Raw genomic sequence first — 19619 nt, 5'->3', positions numbered from 1 at the left:
TCATGGCCGAATTGTGGGAGTGTCGGAGCCGTTTTCCCACATAGTCGTTTTCCCACATAGTTGTTCGGAGCGAGGCGACTATTCGACGCGGACGAATACGGCGGGGGCGCGATCGGGTACCTGCACGGCCAGGTTTCGTGCGACGAGGTGCCTCAGATGTGCCGCAGCTTCCGCAAGGGCCATGTGTTTACCCAAGGGGGAGATGTCGCCCCACGGCTTGTACCACTTCATGCGTTCGGCGACCTGCCATACGGTGAGTTCGTCGTCGCCGAAAGCCTCGTGCAGGTGGCTGAGTCGTTCTTCGTGGTGGGCGACGAGTTCGTCGGATCGCGCCGCGACGTCGTCTATCGGTATGCCGTGTGCGCCCAGCCCTCTCGTGATGTTCATCGACTTCATCCTGCGTAGCGATGCGAGGAACTCGGCAAGGGCGTCGCGCTCTTCCATCGGGTATTGGAAAGCTCCCACGTGGGGAGTGGTTTTCTGAAGCACGTGGTCGCCGGTGAACATCACGTCGGCGTCCTCGAGGTGGAAGCACACGTGGCCGGGTGTATGGCCAGGTGTGTGGACGGCGCGCAGTTCACGTCCGGCGAGCGGGATGCGCTCGTCGTCGTTCAGGATTCTGTCGGGTTTCGAGGCCGAGGTGGTCGGGGCCTGTGGTGCGTCCGCGAGTTCGAATGCGGCGACGTCGCTCGGTCCGGCACCTGCATTGATCAGGTTCTGACGATGAAAGTTCAGAAACTCCTGGTCTCGTGCGGCCGTCATCAGTTCGAACTCGTCGAAATCGGAGCGGTGCATTGCGATCCAGGCGCCCGACGCCTCACGGACGCGGCCGCACAGTCCCACGTGGTCCGGGTGGAAATGCGTGAGCACCACGCCCTCGACGTCCTTGACCGAGTGTCCGATCTCCGCCAGGCCGGCGGTGAGCCCGTTCCACCCGTTGTCGTCGTCCCACCCTGCGTCGACGAGGATCAGGCCATTGGGGGACTCCATGGCGTAGACGAGCGTGTGGCCGAGTGGATTGTTCGTGATGGGGACCGCAATCTGGAAGATTCCGTCACCTATAGGCGCCGCACCGTTCATTCGGTTACCCCGTTCGCTTCATTTCTAGAACACGTTCCACTGATCTCATGGTTACTCGGGGTGGGGCGAAATGTCGAATTTGCGGACGGCGAGGCGTCAGAGGGTTTCGCCGCGAGCCCGCCATTCGATCGCGGGGCACGTGTCCATGACCATGGCGAGTCCGGCGTCGGTGGTGCGCCGAAACGCGTCTTCGTCGATCACGCCCAACTGGAACCACACACCCTTGGCGCCCACGGCGGCCGCTTGGTCCGCGAACTCTCCGGCGGCGTCGGACTGCCTGAACACATCCACCACGTCGATCGGGAACGGAACCTCCGAGAGGGAGGCGTAGCCCTGCTCGCCGAGAACGGTGGGGGCGCTCGGATGGATCGGGACTATGCGCTTGCCGTGACGTTGCAGGACTTCGGCGATCTCGTAGGCCGTTCGCTCCGGATTTCCCGACAGGCCGACCACCGCCCAGGTCTTGCAGTCGTCGAGCATGAGTGACACTGCGTCCGGGTTCTGCCAGTTCTCGTTTCGCTCGTGCGTGTCCATGTCCCGAAACTACTCCGTTCGGTTCTTTCGCACGCTGCGGTAGATGGCCCTGTGGACGACGACGCGCTGCAGAACGTCGAGCGAGTATGCCGGAAAGCGGAACTCGCGTCCATTCGGGGCGAAGACGACGAGGCGGTCGCGCGGTTTCGGTGGATGCGGCTCGCCCCGAAAATGACGACGGTGGCGATCGGATCGGCAATGAGTCCGTCCAGCCACAGTTGGCCGGTGTCGGGACCCCATAACAGCCACGCGAGTCCTGCAGCGATGGCGACCACGTAGGCGACGGCGACTCGGCCGAGGGCGGCCCGTTTGTTCATGTGGCGAGGTAGACATCTGCGATGCCTTCTCATGGCGAGGTGCGCGGGGTTTCGTGTTCCCCTTGCGGAACATATCGATTATCGATACCGTATCGATAATCGATATGGACCAGATGGAGGGGTGCGACATGTTTCGATCGAAGGAAGAGTCCGCAGAGATCATCGGGCTCACGAAGAAGAATCGCCGTGACCTGTCGGCATCCCTGGCTGTTTTCGCTGCATTGGCGGTGGCGGTGATCGTCAGGTATGTCATGAATCTGACAGGTCAACTCGGGGACGGCACCGTATCGACCCGACTCCGCATGTACGACGACGATGCGCAGTGGATCACCGCACCCAATGGCGCATCCGTGCAGGCCGGACCGGGCATACCGTTGCAAATGCCCACGGAATCGCTGTCGCCCGTCACCACCGGGTTCTTGCGTGCAGGGGACCTGCTCGAATCCGTGGGATACCTTGTGGTGCTCGGGCTTCTGGCCGTCTTGGTGGTCCGGTTCATACGCGGCGGTATCTTCGAGCTGTGGTCGGCGAGACTCGTCAACGCGGTCGCGATCGCATCGATCCTGGCAGTGTTCTTGCCGGTGATTCCTCGCCAGCTGGGCGGCAACATCGCAGCTCACGACCTGGGGTGGATCGGTGCCGACGTCCCGGACGCACACGTCGACACCGAGGTGCTGAATGCGGATTTCTGGCCGATCTACGTGTTCTGCATGGCGTTCTCGGCGATGGCCGTGATCATGAAGATCGGTTCACGGATGGCACGTGACCAGGCCGGACTGGTCTGATGCCACCCGGAACCGACATCGAGCACGGTGTCAGGTGCCATCTCGATCAGCTTCTGGAGTCGCGGGGAATGACTCTCGCGCGACTGTCCGAACTGGTCGGTGTCAGTGTGGCGAACCTGTCGGTGCTCAAGAACGATCGCGCCCGGGCCGTCCGTTTCTCGACGCTCACTGCTCTGTGCAGGATTCTCGAGTGTGACGTGGGAGATCTGTTCAGCGTCGACTACTCGTGATCGCCGGCCAGCCACGCCATCGAGGCGACCACCAAGGATCGGGTTCCGATGGCGAGAGTCGGCTGCAGCTTCTCCGCCACCTTGCCGGCGGTGCGACGCTCTTGATGCGGGAGTTCCGGGTTGGCGTGTGGGTCCTTGTAGAACTCTTCCTGCCAGGACCGAATGCCGTCAAGACCTGCAGTGACTGCCTTGATGGGTGTGCTCACGGTGCGCTCCTGTCCGTCGTTCGACCGCTAGGACTCGTCCGTCCCACGCTATCCCCACCCGACCGATGTCACACATGTTCAGCTGCGGCGGGCCGGTGTGACATTGGTCGGGGGCGACGGGCGGCAGTCCGCCGGGAAGGCAGAGCAGTACAGGACGAACAGGTCGTCGGCTACTATCCGGACGTCCACCAGCGGACAGCGTGAAGGGCGTAAGTCCGGTGAGAATCCGGTGCGGTCCCGCCACTGTGAACGGTCGTCTCGACCGTGAGCCAGGTGCCTTGCTGTTCGCTGCTCCACTTCTGGGACGCGTGATCCCAGGAAGGTAGTAGTACACATGAATACAGTCGCGGGTAGTCGATCCCGGCGTGCCTTGGCGCCGTTGCTGTCACTGGGCGCGGTGTTTACCCTGGCAGGTTGCGGTGAGGCGGTCACCGACGAGGAAGCGTCGACGGCCGTGGCTGGGGAGGTGTACACGGACGACAACTGCGGGATCGCCACCGAATACACGTCGGTGCCGGACCGTGCGGTGTCGCTGACGTCGAACGCCACCGAGACGATGCTCGAGCTCGGACTCGAAGACCACATCGTGGGTACTGCTTACATGCGCGGACGCGAGATCGCTCCGGACTATGCGGAACCGTACGGGCAGGTGCCGATCCTGTCGTCAGAGCAGCCGACGATGGAGCAGCTCATCGATGTGAATCCGGACTTCGTCTACTCGGGGTACCCGGACGGCTTCAGCGAGAAGAACGGGCACACCCGTGAGCAACTCGGCGACGCGGGCATCGACACCCACCTGACGCCCGAGGGATGTGCCACCGGTCCGGTCGAGGTGGAGGACATCTTCACGGAGATCACCACGATCGGTGACATCTTCCGGGTACCCGACCGGGCCGAGGCGTCCGTCGATGCACTGCGCAAGAGGCTCGACGAGGTCCGATCGCGTGTGGGCGACGAGGAGCCCGTCAAGGTGTTCCTGTATGCGTCGGGGACGGACAGCGGCGCCACGACGGGCGGAAACAGCATGGCGACTCAGCTGATCGAGGCTGCCGGCGGCGAGAACATCTTCGGCGACGTACCCGAGCGCTGGATGAGCGTGTCGTGGGAGCAGGTAGCCGAGCGCGCGCCCGATGTCATTCTGGTTCGCGAGGAGGGGACGACCCCCGAGTATCAATCGCCCTCGGTGGCGGCGAAGATCGCGGATCTCGAGAGTGTGCCCGTCATCGCCGAGACGCCCGCCATGAAGAACAAGGCCTTCCCGACGATCACCCTGTCGCAGTTGCAGCCGGGTCCGTATTCGATCGACGGAATCGAGCATCTCGGACGACAGTTCCATCCGTCCGCATTCGAGTGAGTAGCCGCGTCGACACGAAGACCCGACCTCGCGACGTTCGGGTTGCGCCCACCACCCGTCCCGGCACCGGTGCGCGGAGGCGTTTTCGGCTGGTGACGGGTGTTGCCTTCGTGGTTCTGCTCGTGTTGGCCACCGCCGGAATCATGGTGGGTTCGGTCGGTGTCGATCCCGCAACCGCGTGGAAGATCATCGGGCACAGGATCTTCGGATCCGGAATCGTCGCGCCGGACTGGACGCGATCACAAGACCTGATCATCGCGGACGCGCGGCTGCCGCGGGTTCTGCTGGCTGGAGTCGTGGGTGCGGGATTGGCCTTGGTCGGCACCACCATTCAGGCGATCGTCCGCAACCCGCTTGCCGGTCCGGGCATTCTGGGAGTGTCGGCGGGCGCTGCGGCGGGAGCGGTGGCCGTACTCCGTTTCGGGGTCGGCGGGAGCGCTGTTCTGCTTCCGATTGCCGCATTCCTGGGGGCGCTCGCCGCGATATTCGTGGTTTTGGGGATTGTGCGGGGACGGGGTGCTCTCGACCCGATCCGGCTCGTACTCGCCGGTGTGGCCGTGTCGGCGGTGCTCAGCGCAGTGACGTCCTTGATGGTGCTCACCTCGCCGGACCAAGGTCTGGCCGGTCAGGTTCTGCAGTGGACTCTCGGCGGATTCGGCGGCGCGAAGTGGAGCGCGTTGTGGGTGCCGGCCGTGGCGCTGGCGGTGGGAGTCGCGGTTCTCATGCCATTGGCGCGTCGACTGAATCTGCTCCTCGCCGGAGACGAGAATGCCACCGCACTCGGCCTGGACGTACGACGTTTCCGGTTCGTATTGATCGTGCTGTGCGCCGTCCTCACCGGCGTGATGGTGGCAGTCAGTGGGGTGATCGGATTCATCGGCCTGATGATTCCGCACATCGCGCGGCTTCTCGTGGGGTCCGATCACCGACGGGTGATTCCTGTCGCGCTGTTGATCGGGGCAGCGTTCGCGATAGGCACCGATCTTGTCGCGCGCACGATCATGATTCCGCGGGAGTTGCCGGTCGGAATCATCACGGCGCTGGTGGGTGGGCCGTACTTCGTCTGGCTGCTACGACGCACAGGGAAGGTTGGTCGGTAGATGCTGCGCTTCGACGGTGTGACGGTGACTGCGGGAGACAAGGTACTCGTAGACGACGTCAGCCTCGACATCGGGGACGGCGAGATCGTGGGTCTCGTCGGTCCTAACGGTAGTGGCAAGTCGACTCTGCTGCGGACTGCGTATCGCGCAATGAAGCCGGCGGCGGGCACGATCACGCTCGATGGGCACGATGTGTGGGCGACAGCGGTGCGGACAATCGGCAAACGCACAGGTGTCGTCACACAACAGATGCCATCGGACTTCCCACTCACCTCGGGTGACGTGGTGCTGCTCGGGCGGGCAGCACACAAGGGCATGTTCGACGCCGACGACGACACAGATGCCGCCTTGGTCATGTCCTGCCTCGATGCCGTCGACATGGCGGACCGTGTGGACGACGACTTCTCGACCTTGTCCGGTGGTGAGCGTCAGCGGGTGCTTGTCGCGCAGGCGCTGGCAGGTGTGCCGTGGGTGCTGCTGTTCGACGAGCCCACCAATCACCTCGATTTGCGTCATCAGCTCGGCCTGATGCGGGTTGTTCGTGAGCACGACGGGGCCGCCGTGGTGGCGTTGCACGATCTCGGGCTCGCCGCACGGTACTGCGATCGCATCGCGGTTCTCGATCACGGAAAGCTTTGGGGTGTGGGCACTCCGGACGAGGTCGTCACACCGCGTCTTCTCGACGACGTATACGGGGTGGAAGCCGAAGTGCATCGCCACCCTCGAGACGATTCGCCGATGGTCGTGGTGCTGTGATGCGGTGGGGCGTGCTCACCCACGTCGCGACGCAGCAATCTCCCCGTGAGGCGTTCGAGGATGCGATTCGACTGGCCCGCGCTGCGGAGGATCTGGGATTCGACTCGTTCTGGTTGGCGCAGCACAGATTCGGTGCACAGGGCGGGATGTTGCCCAGCCCGTTGATGCTGCTGTCAGCGATCGCTCGGGAGACCGATCGAATCCGATTGGGGACGGCGTCGATCGCCACTCTGTTCGAGGACCCCCGCAGGTTGCTGGAAGACGCGGCAGTGCTCGATGCGCTCAGCGGTGGGCGTCTGGAATTGGGTCTGGGCAGTGGGTCTGCCGCCGATGCGTCTCGTGCGTGGGGAAGCGATCACGAAGACCGACATCACCGGCATTGGAATGCATTGGACGCGGTGCTCGATGTCGTGCGTCATGGAATCGGTGTGGAGCGCCTGCCGGTTGTGCCTGCGACGGACGGGTTGGCGTCGCGGATCTGGGCCACCTGCGGTAGCGCGGAGAGCGCACTTGCGGCAGCTGAGCGTGGGCTCGGACTGGTGGTGGGGAGGCGCCGGGTGGGTGCAGACGGCCCCCGTGCCGAAGACGTTCGTGTCGCGCGTCTGATGGGGGACTATCGCCGCAAAGCGGAAGTGCCTCGGGTGGCGCTCTCGCGTCCGGTGTTGGCGACGCAGGATGCGAAGGTGGACCTCGATTCGCTTCCGTCCACATTGCTGGCAGGCTCACCCGAGCAGGTCGTCGACGGTTTCCGCGACGATCCCGGGTTGCCTCTCGCTGACGAGCTCCTCGTGCACACCAGGCCGATCGACGCGCCCGTCGATCTCGAAATCGCGAGCCTCCGACTCCTGGCGGAGAAGGTTCGCCCCCACCTACCCCCGACCAATGTCACACCGGTTCAGTTGAACTGAACCGGTGTGACATTCGTCGGGCAAAGGGGGGGAAGGGGTCAGGCGCGGTCGGCTCTGATGAACTCGGCGCAGCGTTCGCCCACCACCATGACGGTGATGTTGGGGTTCACCGTGGTGTGCTCGGGGAACACCGACGCGTCGGCGACGCGCAATCCTTCCACACCCTTCACTCGCAGTTGCGGGTCGAGTGGGGACATGTTGTCCGTTGTCGCACCCATGCGGCAGGTTCCGACGGGGTGGTAGACGGTGTTGTGGGTGCGGCTGATGTAGTCGGCGAGGTCTTCGTCGGTCTGAACATCCTTGCCGGGGAAGAGTTCTTCTCCGGCCCACTCGGCCATCGCGGGTTGCGACACGATGTCGCGGGCACGACGGATACCGGCGATCATGATGCGCATGTCATAGCCGTCAGGGTCGGTGAAATACCGCGGATCGACGCGCGGTTTGTCGCGGAAGTCCCTCGAGCGCAACAGGACCGAGCCTCTCGACTTGGCATGAGTGACGTTGGGTGTGAGGCAGAAGACGTTCTCCTCGGTGGGGTAACCGTGCCGGAGTGTGTTCATGTCGAACGGCACGGAGCCGTAGTGCATCATCAGATCCGGCCGATCGAGACCATCGTCGACGGTGTCGAAGATCCCGATCTCCCACCACTGGGTGGACGTCTCGACCATCGGCTTCTTCGCAACCCAGGAAATCACGCCCTCGGGATGATCCTGCAGATTGGCGCCGACGCCGGGGGAGTCGACGAGCACCCCGATGCCGTGTTCGCGCAGGTGCACTGTCGGTCCGATTCCCGACAGCATCAGTAGTTTCGGGGTGTCGATGGCGCCGGTGGACACCACCACCTCGCCGTTCGCGCGGATGGTCTGGACCCGGCCGAACTGGTTGTCGACCACTTCCACACCCACGCAGCGGGTGCCCTCGAACACGAGTTTCTTTGCGCGCAGCCCGGTCAGCAGGGTGAAGTTCTCGCGGTCGGAGATCGGGTGGATGTACGACACGGACGAGGACGAACGGGTGCCGTCAGCGCGCCGGTTGATCTGGAAGAAGTTGGCACCGTTTTTGACGGTCTCACCGTTGTTGAACTTGGTGGTGGGAAGACCGGCCTCGGCGCAGGCCTCGAGCAGTTTCACGCCGCACTGGTCGGCGGGCGGCACGTTCATCAGATGCACCGGCCCGCTGTCGCCGTGGTGCGGGGAGTCCGGGCCGGCGTCCTCGTTGGTCTCGAGGCGCTTGACCACCGGCCACACGGTGTCCTTGTTCCAGCCTTCGGCGCCGTGCTCGGATTCCCACCCGTTCATGTCCTCGGCCGGGGGCCAGAAGGCAATACACGAGTTGTGGGACGAGCAGCCGCCCATCACCTTGGCTCGGGCATGACGGAGGAAGGAGTTGCCGTTCTCCTGCGGTTCGACCGGGTAATCCCAGTCGTAGCCGGACTCGAGGAGCTCCATCCAGCGCTCGAGTTCGAGAACCTCGGGGATCCCGCGGTCGTCGGGTCCGGCCTCGATCAGTGCGACGGTGATCGACGGGTCCTCGGAGAGACGTGCAGCGCAGGCGGCACCGGCGGATCCACCGCCGATCACCACATAGTCGAAGGTGCGATCGTCGGTGCTCATCGGTTGTCCTCCTGCGTGTCGTTGCTGAACCAGCCGGTGACTGCGGGCGCGATGTTCTGGTAGATGTGCTTGGACTCGCGGTACTCGTCCAGGCCCGTCGGTCCGAGCTCGCGACCCACGCCGGACTGGCCCATACCACCCCATTCTGCCTGGGGAAGGTACGGGTGGAAATCGTTGATCCAGATGGTTCCGTGACGCAGCCGGTTGGCGACGCGCTGCGCCTTGCCCGCGTCCTGGGTCCACACTGCGCCGGCCAGACCGTAGTGGGTGTCGTTGGCGATGCGGACGGCGTCGTCCTCGTCGGTGAAGGTTTCGATGGTGACGGTGGGGCCGAACGCCTCGTCGACTACCACGGACATGCCTTGGCGCACCTGGTCGAGAATGGTGGGCTTGTAGTAGTAGCCCTGGTCCAGATCGGTGGAACCTCGTGTTCCGGTGGCGAACTCGCCGCCAGTGCGTAGCCGCGCACCCTCGGCGACACCGGCCTTGACGTAAGCGTCGACCTTGTCGCGATGGGCGGCCGAGATCAGCGGCCCGGTCTCGGCGTTGTCGTCGAACGGCCCGCCGATCCGGATCTTCTCGGCGCGGGCGACCAGTGCGTCGGTGAACCTCTCGGCGATGCTGTCCTGCACAACGATTCGCGCTCCGGCGGAGCACACCTGGCCCGAGTGCACGAACGCACCGTTCAGGGCATTGTCCACGGCCGCGTCGAAGTCGGCGTCTGCGAAAATCACATTGGGGTTCTTACCGCCCAGTTCGAGGGCGACTTTCTTGACGGTCGCGGCGGCGGCCGCGGCCACCACCTTGCCGGTGACGAGGCCGCCGGTGAACGAGACGAGGTCGATGTCGGGGTGCTCGGACAGAGGAGCACCGGCGTCGGGGCCGGCTCCGGTGACGAGGTTGGCGACGCCCTCGGGGAGGCCGAGTTCGTCGAGGACCTGCATCATCAAGATCGCGGTGTGCGGGGTGAGTTCGGCAGGCTTGAGGACGAAGGTGCACCCTGCTGCAAGGGCGGGGCCGATCTTCCAGGCCGCCTGCAACAGTGGGTAGTTCCAGGGCGTGATCATGCCGCAGACGCCCACGGGTTCGTACTGGATGCGGCTGACTACGGTGTCCATACCGGCGTCGACCAGGCGTCCTGCTTCCTGAGCCGCGGCCCTGCCGAAGTATTCGAAGCAGGCGATGATGTCGTCCATGTCGATCTCGGATTCGACGAGACGCTTGCCGGTGTCGAGGGATTCGGCGCGCGCGAATTCGTCCTTGCGTTCGCGCAGGCGGTCGGCGACCTTCAGCAGGAGCGCGCCGCGGTCTGCCGCCGGTACCGACGACCATCGGCCGTCGTCGAATGCGGTGCGGGCGGCCGCGATTGCACGTTCGGTGTCGACGCGCGAGGCTTCGCTGACGGTGCCCACCGTCTCGCCGTTGGCCGGGCACTCGATGTCACGCGTGTCGCCGTTCGCCGCGGCCTGCCAGGTGCCGTCGATGAACAGGGTCTGTGCGGTCATGCTTCCTCTTTCTGAGTCTCGCTGCCGTCAGTGCTGGGGGTGTCGGCGTCGATGGTCTCGAAATCGTGCGACCAGTCGAGGACCGGTTCGGCGTTCACCGCAGTGGAGTCGGTGCCCTCGCTGTTGTGCAGGAAGACGAGGTGCCGTTCGTAATGATCGAGGACGTTGCTGATGAGCTGTTCCTTGGTGAATCCGAAGACGTCGAACCCACTGCTGCCGTCGGCGGAGAACACTTCCAGACGGAAGAACTTCGCACTCGGTTGTGCGCCTTGGCCGTAGCTCGGCGTCTGATGTTCGGTCGGATAAACCTGGTAGTGAAAAGGCCGCTCGTCGTCGAAGGGAACGTCGAGGTGGTAGCTGTGGATGCCGTACGCCGCGACGACATGTTCACCCACGGTGGCCTCGCGGCCGGCGCTGCTCAACTCCGCGGCCACCTCGCGGAGCGCCGGACCTGCCACGGTGGTGGCGTAGCGCTCCATCGCGTGGACGCCGGGGAATCGCACCGATCGTTCGATGCGCTGACGCCAGTGCAGGTTGGTGCCACCGGAAGCGCGGTTGGACAACGCCGCCGGAATGGAGTGGCGCAGTGAGGCTGCCCAGTTTCGCTCCACCTGGAGGGCTTTGAAGAGCCCGAGCATGAGAAACACAATCACGACGGCGAACGGCAAGCCCATGATGATGGTGGCGTTCTGCAGGGTGGTGATCCCGCCGATCATCAGCATCGCAAGCGTCAGCAGGCCGGTCGCGGTCGCCCAGAAGATGCGGACCCAGGTGGCGCCGTCGGATTCGTTGTCGCTCATGCAGGAACTGAAGTGCGACATGACAAGGGCGCCGGAGTCTGCGCTGGTGACGTAGAAGAGCAGTCCGGTGAAAGTTGCGATGACAGCCAGTGCGGGAGCGCCGGGGTACTGCTCGAGCAGGGCATAGAAGGCGCGTTCGGGGGAGGACACGGCGGTCTCGCCGAACTCGCTGTTACCGCCTCGGACTATGTCGATGGCGCTGTTTCCGAAGATCGAGATCCACACCAGGATGAACAGAAACGGGACGGTCAGCGTGCCGACTACGAACTGTCGGATGGTGCGACCCCGGGAAATGCGGGCGAGGAACAGCCCGACGAAGGGTGCCCACGCTATCCACCACGCCCAGAAGAACAGAGTCCAGGAGGAGAGCCATTCGTCGGGGCGGTCGTAGGCGAAGGTGTTGAGGGTCATCCCGGGGAAGCGGCTGGCGAAGTCGCCCATGTTCTGGACCATTCCGTCCAGGAGGAATGCCGTGGATCCGGCGATCAGAATGAAGACCATCAAACCGATCGCCAGTATGACGTTGAGTTCGGACAGCCGGCGGACCCCCTTGTCGACTCCGGACACGGCAGAGGCCATCGCGATCAGGACCGCGACCGCGATGAGGCCGGCTTGCGCGGCGGTACCTTCCGAGAGCCCGAACAGGTCGTTCAGCCCCACGTTGAGCTGGGCCACGCCGATACCGAGGCTCGTCGCCAGGCCGAAGATCGCACCGAGGAGTGCGGCGATGTCGACGGCGTCGCCCAGTCGGCCCTCGATCTTCTTGCCGAAGATGGGGTAGAGGGCAGAGCGGATGCTCAGCGGAAGGTTGTGCCGGTAGGCGAAATAGCCGAGGGCCATGCCCATGAGGGCGTACAGCGCCCAGCCGATGATGCCGTAGTGGAACAGGGTCCACACCACGGCTTGTCGTGCCGCCTCGGTATTGCTGCCACCTCCGGTGGGCGGCTCCAAGAACTGGGTGACCGGCTCGGCGACGGAGAAGAACATGAGGTCGATACCGATGCCGGCAGCGAAGAGCATTGCGGTCCAGGAGAACAGGCCGAAGACAGGCTTCGAATGGTCCGGGCCGAGCTTCACTTTGCCTACGCCGGACACTGCTGCCCAGATGACGAAGCCGAGCACTACCGTCACGAGCAGGATGTAGAACCAGCCGAGGTCCTTTGCGATCCAGGTGACGGCGGACCCGATGACTTTGTCGGCGCCGTCCTGATCCAGGAACGCCCATACGATGATGCCGACGATGCCGACACTCGAACCGATGAAGACAGGCCAGTTAACGGAAACCGTAGGCGGGGCCATCGCGTCGGATGTCTGGGGTGGTGTCGCATCGGGTTCTCGGGCAGGGCTCGGTTCCATTCGCATCCTCGGGTGATCGGGTGATTTCGATCGTCGAGCAAATCGACAGTATCACCGGAATTGCCCTGATTCCCGATAAGCGTCAACAGTCGAAATAGCCTTGTTACTGCAGGTGGGAGGCATTCGGTTCTGGATGTGCGAGAGGGTGAACGTCGTGAACACAACACGCCGATATGGGTGAATTGATCGATTTCGGACTTCGTGAGCAAACGTAAGCTACAGTGAGCGACGTTACATCGGGGGTCATGTTGTTATCCACCTCACATAGGAGATTTGGCATGGGAAGCACGACCATCGTGGACATCATCGGGTTCTTCTTCGACATCCTCGGACAGGCCGCAACCTTCTTCAGCTGATCGTTCGGCTCAACGTCTCTGCCCGGGTCGGCAGCCCCTGACTCGGTTCAATCACCCCAGCTCGTCAGAGCTTGTTTCGACATGGAGGAATCATGGGAAGTCTCAGTGGTGGCTTGGAAGCTATCTCGCAGTTCGTTACGCTCATCATCGCGGTGATGCCCGGAATCATCACGGGCTCGATCGGAGCTTGATCCGCATTCGCTGAACTGCGAATAACGTTGTGGCCACGGACTTTCGATCCGTGGCCACACGTCTGTCGTGGTGAGTTCTACTGATCGGTGTCGAACAATGTCGGCTCCGAGTTGGTGTCGAACAGACCCAGCTGAGGCGACTGCAGCGGGCGCCTCGTGTTGTCAGAATGCTTGTCCGAATCGTCAGCCGCAGTAGGGGTTACCTCTTCGATCACGTTTTTGGGGCCTTGAAGTATGCCGCCGAGACTGCTCGCAAAGGCGTCGTCGGCGCCTTGGAGGATGAGCAGAAGTATCTCCAGGGTGTTGTAAAGGTGCTGTGGGATGAAGGGGTCTGCAGCCAGGTCGCAGGTGGCGTTGAGTCGATCACCGACCACGACGGCGCGGAAGTAGGGCCACCGCCCGTTGAGGTCGGCCGCGACCTCGGCAGCTCGGGTCCGGTTGGTGATGTCCCGTACCAACGGCACGTGGATATGGATGTTGGGTCGCTCCTCGCCCGACCAGATGAATGCAGTGGTGAAGTCCACGGTCATCCACATGTCGCTGTCGTCGTCGCGGCCGTAGTGTGCATCGAAGGTGGCGGTGATGGTCTGCTCGACCGCATCACGCAGATGCTCGACGTCACGAGGCTCGATCGGAGTCTTCAGATTCAGTTCGGTGGATGCGTCCGGTTCGGCTGCCGGTGTCGGCACGAGGTCTTCGAATCCCGAGGTGTCGAGAAACGAAGGGTGCGGGACGTCCCAAACCTCGCGGAAAGCGGCAACTGTCATGGTGGCCAGCTTGTCGGCCCACGAGTAGGGAAGATCCACCCAGAACGCGGGCGAACCGTGCTCGGTGTCTGCGTTCGGTGTTCTCGAGGGTCGGTGCCAACCGAGCTCGACGAGGCGGGACTCGTCGTGTTCGGTGAGCGCTAGGTTGTCGGGCAGGTAGTGGTTGGACGGCACCTCGCAGCGTACGAGATCCTCGCTCCAGGCGTAGAACTGGACGCACTGCGGCATGTTCGTGTCGGCTGCATCGAACGTCGAATCGATGGTGAGGACCTGATGCAGCTGCAGGTCGGCGATGGCATCGGCCAGCCGCGAGGTGAACGCGTTCCAGGATCGCTGGACGCTGTTGTCGTATTCGAACGTGTCTACGCCGGACATAGGTGCCCCCAATGGAGATGGTCGCCGGAACCCCGAAACCGGCCGCTACTGTTGTGGTTTTGAATGTAGCGGCCGGTACCGACAGATTTGAGGCTAGTTGTCCACGTGGATCTCCGGCTTGCCCGCGGGAACCGTGATGGTGGCTCGGGTGCTCATCGGGCGTCCGGGGACGCTCACCTTGTCGGTGACGCGCATTTCCGACTTCCACTCGCCGGGCGTGATGACGTTGCGTACGTATCCGCGCTGCTTGTTGCCGAACTTGATGCTCGGGGTCGCCTCCATGAAGGCCCGCTGCGAGTCGTCGACATCGACACCGTCCTTCGCGGAGGAGATGGATGTGCCGGCAATCTCGACGCCCACCACCGGGGTCTGCTTCTGGTAGTCCTCGCGAAGCTCGGCGACGACGGTGCGGTGAATGTCACCGACGATCGAGACCAAGTTCTCGACTCCACGTTCTTTCGCGCCGCCGAGGATGCGGTGCCGGGAAGCCTCGTAACCGCTCCAACTGTCCATGCCCACAAGCCGTTCGCCGCTGGTCGCGTCCGGGAGGTCGGTGATCACGGTCTGGTGGGCCAGCACGTTCCACGTCGTGGACGAGGACCCCAGGCCGTCGAGAATCCACTTCTCCTGCTCGTCGCCGGTGATGGTGCGCTTGGGGTCGGCCGTCTGTGCGTCCTGCACGTGCGACTTGTCTCCGTACAGTTGATCGCTGCGGTACTGACGGGTGTCGAGGACCGAGAAGGTAGCGAGATTGCCGTACTCGACGCGCCGGTACAGCGTCAGGTCGGACCCGGTGGGTGCGGAGATGCGGGTGGGGTTGTGCTCCCACCAGGCGCGGAAGGCCTGGGCGCGGCGCTGCAGGAACTTCACCGGGTCGTCGTCGTCCTGGGAGATCTGACCGGCCCAGTTGTTGTCCACCTCGTGGTCGTCCATGGTGACGACCCACGGGGCAACCGCGTGCGCGCCCTGCAGCGACTTGTCGGATTTGTAGAGCGCGTAACGCATTCGGTACTGGGGGAGGGTTTCGATCTCCTCGAGCATGTCCGCGTGCAAAGGGGACATGTCGCGGATTCCGTTGTCGGCGATCTTGCCCTCGTAGATGTAGTCGCCGAGATGGAAGACGATGTCGAGGTCGTTGGTCGCGAGGTCGTCGTAAGCGGTGTAATGACCGTCCCACCAGGCCTGGCACGACGCCCATGCGAAGGACAACGAAGGAATCTCGATGCCGGATGCGGGCGTGGTCTTGGTGCGGCCGACCTCGCTGGTGTGACCGAGCGCGTGGAAACGGTAGAAGTAGGGATGCCAGGGCTCGAGGCCTTTGACATCGACGTGAACCGAGTGCGCGGAATCGGCTGTGGCGGTGAAGGTGCCGTTCTTGACGACCTTGGTGAATTTCTCGTCCTCCGCCACTTCCCATTTCACTTCTGCCGGTGTCGCGGGCATGCCGCCGTCCGGCGCGTAGACCTCGGGAGCCAGGCGCGTCCACAGGATCACCGAGTCGGGGAGGGGATCGCCCGAGGCGATGCCGAGGGTGAACGGGTAATCCGTTTCTCCGGAAACAGATCCGGTGCCGGGTGCGGCGATTGCAGGTGTTCCGAGGACCGCTGGAGTAGCGGCCATGGCGCCGACCATGGCGGTCCACGTGAGGAACTGACGGCGACTGGTGCCGCTGCGCAGTGTGATGTCCGGGGTGACTGTGATGGGCTGCCGTTTCATGGCCGACAGTGGAACGGGCGTACCTGAAATGCCAGCCACAAGCACATGGAATCGGAATGAACCGTTAGTTTTAGTAGGTCACGACCGTCCGTTGTGTCCGGTGCTATCGTGTCTCGATCGTTCGGGGCGGGCTTGGGCGACGCGAAGTTCAGGGGGAGGACATTCATGCTCGATCAGGATCCAGGGCAGGCAGCGCAGCAACTCGAGGACTGGGCAACTGGTCTCGAAGAGAAGGCAAAGAAGTATCAGGACCTGCACACCCAGATGGCCTCGACGAGCGTCACGCACACGTCCCGCGAGGGAAGAGTGACGGTGACCGTCGACGGCAACGGTGTCCCGACGGACATCAGACTCGAGGAAGCTTCACGGGGCGTGGAGCCCGGCACACTGTCCACCGAGGTGATGACGTGCATGCGCGAGGCCCAGGTGACGTTGCGGGAGAAGGTGTCCGCGCTCGTTCAAGACACCGCCGGCGACGACGAAGCGGGCAAGAACATCGCCGCGCAGTACGCACGGCGCTTCCCGGACGCGGACGGCGAGTCCGATGAACGGCCGAGCGACGACGAGTACTTCGAGAACCGCTCCTTCCTCTCGGACGAGGACGGTCGGCGATGAGCGGCGGCGAACTGACAGTAAAGATCGACGAAATTCGGTCACATGCACAGTGCGTCAGCACATTCGGAGACCGAGTCGGGCAGGCCGCAGACGCGGCTGCACACGTCGCATCGTTGGACGACGCCTACGGAATCTTCTGCCAGCCGTTCGGAATGATGCTGCAGGAGCCGCAACAGCGCGGTGCGAACCTGATTCGCGCCAACAGTTCGGCAGTGGCCGGCATGTCCGATCGTCTCCAGAAGTGTGCGGACTCGTACCAGGAAATCGATGAGAAGCTCGGTAAGGCGCTTCAGGACATCTTGGAATCTATCGGTGTGATCTCCGTTCAGGCGGGTGGTCGGTGATGTCACTCGACCCAAGTACGACCAACCCATTGGTGGAACGCGGGACCGACGTCCGCAACAACTACTACCAAGAGGACATCGTCACCCATAGCAACCTGGGTCTGCCCGGCGAGAACGGCACCGGATACATGACCGGTATCACCTCGTTCGAGGCGGGCTGGCAGCTTGCTGACGGAATCGACAACGGCGACGTGGTTACTGCTGCCTCGGGTGCGATCGGTGTCGGGTTGGACGCCTACGCTGCGGCTAGTGACCCGATCGGATACGTTGCTGCCCAGACTCTTTCATGGATGCTCGATCATATCGAGCCTGCACGCTCGGCGCTCGACCGTGTTGCCGGTAATCCAGCGATGGTCAAGGCCTACGCGCAGTCGTGGCGGAATGTCGAGACCGAACTGATGTCGGTGCGCGAGGACATGAAATCGGCTGCGACGTCGGGCACCACAGGTTGGACGGGGGCGGCGTCCGACGCCTATCGAAACCACGCCGAGGCGGTCGCGGACCTCTCCGGTGGAGCCGCCGGCGCCGCCCACGGGATATCCGTCCTGACCGAGAGCATGTCAGAGGTTGTTGCGGGTGTGCGTACCGCCATTCGAGACCTCCTGACAGGTATCGCAGGCGCACTGATCAGCTGGACGATCGAGATCACCTGCACCGTAGGTATCGCGACACCGGTCGTGGTGGCGCAGGCAACGTCACGTATTGCCCAGGTGGTTCGTACGGTCGGCAAACTGCTCACGAAGCTCGCGAAGCTTCTTGGCGAGGCGACCACCTATCTCGCGTCCATTCGTGACCTGTTCGACGGCCTGCACAATTCACTGCACGCCCTCCAAGAAGGCTGAGACCTGCGACAGATGAGCTTCTTCCCCGTTACACCGCCCGGCATGAACACGACTATGTCTCTGCCGGAACTGGATTGGGCCTGGAAGAGGGTTCGCAGGCTGCTCGGCATCGCCTATCTGTGGTGTCCTGTCGTGGTGATCGTGTTGGCACTGGTGGTGGTTGCGCCCACATGGCCAAGTGACTTCGTCTGGTGGTCGGTCGTTCCCGCGGCCGTTGCGACAGTGGTCGCCGTCCTTGCACAGAGATTTCTGGCAAGCCAGATTTCCTCGCCTGGTAGGTGGGTTTCCGGAGCGGTGCTGGCACTCATGCTCGAATGTGCTGCTGCGGCCATGGGTGGTATGGCAGTGGTGGGGTCCTCATCGTTCGATGGGCCCGCCTGGGTTGCGTCGGCCGCCTTCTTCGCACCTTGGCCTGCGATAGTGGTGGGCGGCGCGACGGCATTCTCCGCCGTTCGTACGATCCTCCCTCCGAAGACCCCATTGTGGGGCGAAACAGATTTCGCTGTCGGCTTCCAAGTGCGTTATCTGGGGAAACCTGCCGTCAACGGATTCGGTCCGAATTCGGGACCGAAGGTGCAGACGCTGGGGCTGTCGGTGTCGGCCACTTCAGCGAGCCTCTGGGTGGGTAGTCCCGGATACCTCGGTGCACGGACAGCTCCTGACGAGGGCGTCTACCTGACTCTGGAACTCAGCGACGTGCAGGAATGTCACCCGGTCATGTTGGGACAGGACGTTTTGGCGCAGCCCTGGTTGGCCCTTCGTTCGGGCACCCCGATTTGGGCTGCGCCCGGCGAGGCGGTTCGGTTCCGGACGCTGACCGGGGAAATTCTCATTCCGGTCGTGAACGCGGGACTGGCTGCCGATCTCATACAGCGGCGCATACGTAGGGCTTCGCATCGCGGGACCCCCGAACACACGCTCTGAACGAATCTGGGGGGGATCGAGAAGTGACGTTGTTTTCTCTCCAACGGCTGGGGGTAACCGATTCGACGGCAGTGCCGGAACTCGCGCGCGTGTGGCGTTCGATACGGATCCGCCTACTTATCAGCTTTGTATGGTGCCCGATTGTCATCGGGGTGCTAGCTGTCGTTGCGGCTGTATCAAGCCAGGTAGGCGGGGAGTACGCCAGGTGGTCCTGGCTCCCGTTGGCGTTGGTTTCGGCCGTCGCGATCACATTTGCGGTTGTCGTCGATCGGGGTGGGCTGGACAGCGCACGTTGGTGGCGAACAGTTGCGTTCTACGCGGCAATTCTGGAAGTTGTCATGGGTCCGGCCGGTGCCCTGGCGCTGATGATGGGCGTTGATCGTGATGCGCCCAGCTGGATGATTGGGTTCGCATTCATGTCGGCGTTGGTTGTGCCGCTGGTGGCGATGATTGTCGCGCACAACGCTTCGAGAATGCTGCAGCCGCCAACCACCGGAGAATGGGGCGAGACCGATGTCGATGCCGTCTTCGACCTTCGATACCGGGGTCATCCGGCTGGGCATCGCCCGAATTCGAAGCACAAGAGTCTGGAACAGATTCTCTCGATGACGATTTCGACGGAGTCCATCTCCCTTGCTGTGGGAAGCACGGCCGGTCTCGTCACAGTCGCGCTACCAGATTCCGGGACGTACACGCGGATTCCGCTCGGGGAAGTGCTGGACACTCGACCGGTCACGGTGGGCCGGGAGGTGCTCTCGGCGCCGTGGATGATTCTTCGATCCGGTACTCCGATCTGGGCGTCACCGGGTGAGGCAGTGTGGATAAGGGCTCAGGGGGGTGAGTTCGTCATCCCGATCGACAATTCGACCGTTGTGGCTGAGCTGATTCAACGACGGGTGCGACGCGCGTCGCAGCGAGGGACGATCGCACACACGCTGTAGCCGG

General features: G+C 63.4%; 19 protein-coding genes and 1 riboswitch. Of the genes, 11 read left to right on the top strand and 8 right to left on the bottom strand.

Translation table 11 applies throughout. The annotated features are described in order from the left end of the window. Window positions 1–78: 78 nt before the first annotated feature. Entirely contained in the window at window positions 79–1080 is a 1002-nt protein-coding gene (locus tag ACFWO3_RS10220) for an MBL fold metallo-hydrolase (protein ID WP_378576829.1), read from the bottom strand. A 96-nt stretch (window positions 1081–1176) separates the two neighbouring features. Next, entirely contained in the window at window positions 1177–1614 is a 438-nt protein-coding gene (locus ACFWO3_RS10215; protein ID WP_378576827.1) for a CoA-binding protein, read from the bottom strand. 445 nt (window positions 1615–2059) lie between these two features. Here ACFWO3_RS10215 and ACFWO3_RS10210 point away from each other — a divergent pair, with 445 nt between their 5' ends. Continuing rightward, window positions 2060–2716 carry a hypothetical protein gene (locus ACFWO3_RS10210; protein ID WP_378576825.1) on the top strand — a complete coding sequence of 219 codons (657 nt, stop codon included), beginning with the start codon at window positions 2060–2062 and terminating at the stop codon, window positions 2714–2716. Continuing rightward, entirely contained in the window at window positions 2716–2946 is a 231-nt protein-coding gene (locus ACFWO3_RS10205; RefSeq protein ID WP_378576822.1) for a helix-turn-helix domain-containing protein, read from the top strand. The genes ACFWO3_RS10210 and ACFWO3_RS10205 overlap by 1 nt, the downstream gene beginning before the upstream one ends. Here the strand turns inward: ACFWO3_RS10205 and ACFWO3_RS10200 are convergent. Further along, window positions 2937–3152: a hypothetical protein gene (locus ACFWO3_RS10200; RefSeq protein WP_378576820.1), complete on the bottom strand. Its 216-nt coding sequence runs from the start codon at window positions 3150–3152 to the stop codon at window positions 2937–2939. The two genes, ACFWO3_RS10205 and ACFWO3_RS10200, sit on opposite strands and share 10 nt — an antisense overlap. Before the next feature lie 214 nt (window positions 3153–3366). Next, window positions 3367–3426: riboswitch (cobalamin riboswitch) on the top strand. 60 nt (window positions 3427–3486) lie between these two features. Between ACFWO3_RS10200 and ACFWO3_RS10195 the strand changes: the two genes are divergently transcribed. The 4 genes from ACFWO3_RS10195 to ACFWO3_RS10180 all read left to right on the top strand — a co-directional run bounded on the left by ACFWO3_RS10195 (window position 3487) and on the right by ACFWO3_RS10180 (window position 7270). Continuing rightward, window positions 3487–4506 carry an ABC transporter substrate-binding protein gene (locus ACFWO3_RS10195; protein ID WP_378576817.1) on the top strand — a complete coding sequence of 340 codons (1020 nt, stop codon included), beginning with the start codon at window positions 3487–3489 and terminating at the stop codon, window positions 4504–4506. A 92-nt stretch (window positions 4507–4598) separates the two neighbouring features. Next, a complete protein-coding gene (locus ACFWO3_RS10190; protein WP_378576814.1) occupies window positions 4599–5606 on the top strand; it encodes a FecCD family ABC transporter permease in 1008 nt (335 codons plus the stop codon). Further along, a complete protein-coding gene (locus ACFWO3_RS10185; RefSeq protein WP_378576812.1) occupies window positions 5607–6362 on the top strand; it encodes an ABC transporter ATP-binding protein in 756 nt (251 codons plus the stop codon). It abuts the gene before it with no gap. Next, a complete protein-coding gene (locus tag ACFWO3_RS10180) occupies window positions 6362–7270 on the top strand; it encodes an LLM class flavin-dependent oxidoreductase (protein WP_378576810.1) in 909 nt (302 codons plus the stop codon). Before ACFWO3_RS10185 ends, ACFWO3_RS10180 begins: the two co-directional genes overlap by 1 nt. A gap of 38 nt (window positions 7271–7308) precedes the next feature. Here ACFWO3_RS10180 and ACFWO3_RS10175 read toward each other — a convergent pair whose 3' ends face one another. From ACFWO3_RS10175 to ACFWO3_RS10155, 5 genes are all read right to left on the bottom strand, one after another. Then, window positions 7309–8883 (bottom strand): GMC family oxidoreductase, encoded by a 1575-nt coding sequence (locus ACFWO3_RS10175; protein ID WP_378576808.1) that lies wholly within the window; start codon window positions 8881–8883, stop codon window positions 7309–7311. Further along, window positions 8880–10388, bottom strand: a complete 1509-nt coding sequence (locus tag ACFWO3_RS10170) for an aldehyde dehydrogenase family protein (RefSeq protein ID WP_378576806.1) — start codon at window positions 10386–10388, stop codon at window positions 8880–8882. Before ACFWO3_RS10170 ends, ACFWO3_RS10175 begins: the two co-directional genes overlap by 4 nt. Continuing rightward, window positions 10385–12544 (bottom strand): choline BCCT transporter BetT, encoded by a 2160-nt coding sequence (gene betT / locus ACFWO3_RS10165; protein ID WP_378576804.1) that lies wholly within the window; start codon window positions 12542–12544, stop codon window positions 10385–10387. Before betT ends, ACFWO3_RS10170 begins: the two co-directional genes overlap by 4 nt. Before the next feature lie 624 nt (window positions 12545–13168). Then, complete coding sequence (locus ACFWO3_RS10160; protein ID WP_378576801.1) at window positions 13169–14233, bottom strand: hypothetical protein; 1065 nt, start codon at window positions 14231–14233, stop codon at window positions 13169–13171. Window positions 14234–14326: 93 nt separating this feature from the next. Beyond that, window positions 14327–15949: an alkaline phosphatase D family protein gene (locus ACFWO3_RS10155; protein WP_378576799.1), complete on the bottom strand. Its 1623-nt coding sequence runs from the start codon at window positions 15947–15949 to the stop codon at window positions 14327–14329. A gap of 165 nt (window positions 15950–16114) precedes the next feature. Here ACFWO3_RS10155 and ACFWO3_RS10150 point away from each other — a divergent pair, with 165 nt between their 5' ends. The 5 genes from ACFWO3_RS10150 (at window position 16115) to ACFWO3_RS10130 (ending at window position 19615) form a co-directional block, all read left to right on the top strand. Beyond that, window positions 16115–16564, top strand: coding sequence for a YbaB/EbfC family nucleoid-associated protein (locus ACFWO3_RS10150; RefSeq protein ID WP_378576797.1), 450 nt, complete (start codon window positions 16115–16117; stop codon window positions 16562–16564). Continuing rightward, window positions 16561–16908 carry a type VII secretion target gene (locus tag ACFWO3_RS10145; protein ID WP_378576794.1) on the top strand — a complete coding sequence of 116 codons (348 nt, stop codon included), beginning with the start codon at window positions 16561–16563 and terminating at the stop codon, window positions 16906–16908. The genes ACFWO3_RS10150 and ACFWO3_RS10145 overlap by 4 nt, the downstream gene beginning before the upstream one ends. Next, complete coding sequence (locus ACFWO3_RS10140; RefSeq protein ID WP_378576792.1) at window positions 16908–17750, top strand: WXG100 family type VII secretion target; 843 nt, start codon at window positions 16908–16910, stop codon at window positions 17748–17750. Before ACFWO3_RS10145 ends, ACFWO3_RS10140 begins: the two co-directional genes overlap by 1 nt. 42 nt (window positions 17751–17792) lie before the next feature. Then, window positions 17793–18674, top strand: coding sequence for a hypothetical protein (locus ACFWO3_RS10135; protein WP_378576790.1), 882 nt, complete (start codon window positions 17793–17795; stop codon window positions 18672–18674). Between the two features lie 152 nt (window positions 18675–18826). Continuing rightward, the gene (locus ACFWO3_RS10130; RefSeq protein ID WP_378576788.1) at window positions 18827–19615 is read left to right on the top strand and encodes a hypothetical protein; all 789 of its coding nucleotides are present in this window, start codon (window positions 18827–18829) and stop codon (window positions 19613–19615) included. The last annotated feature ends 4 nt before the right edge of the window (window positions 19616–19619 follow it).

It is taken from the genome of Rhodococcus sp. NPDC058521, from assembly GCF_042719695.1.
Classification (GTDB): Bacteria; Actinomycetota; Actinomycetes; order Mycobacteriales; family Mycobacteriaceae; genus Rhodococcus_F.
This window is presented reverse-complemented; position numbering and strand designations above follow the sequence as displayed.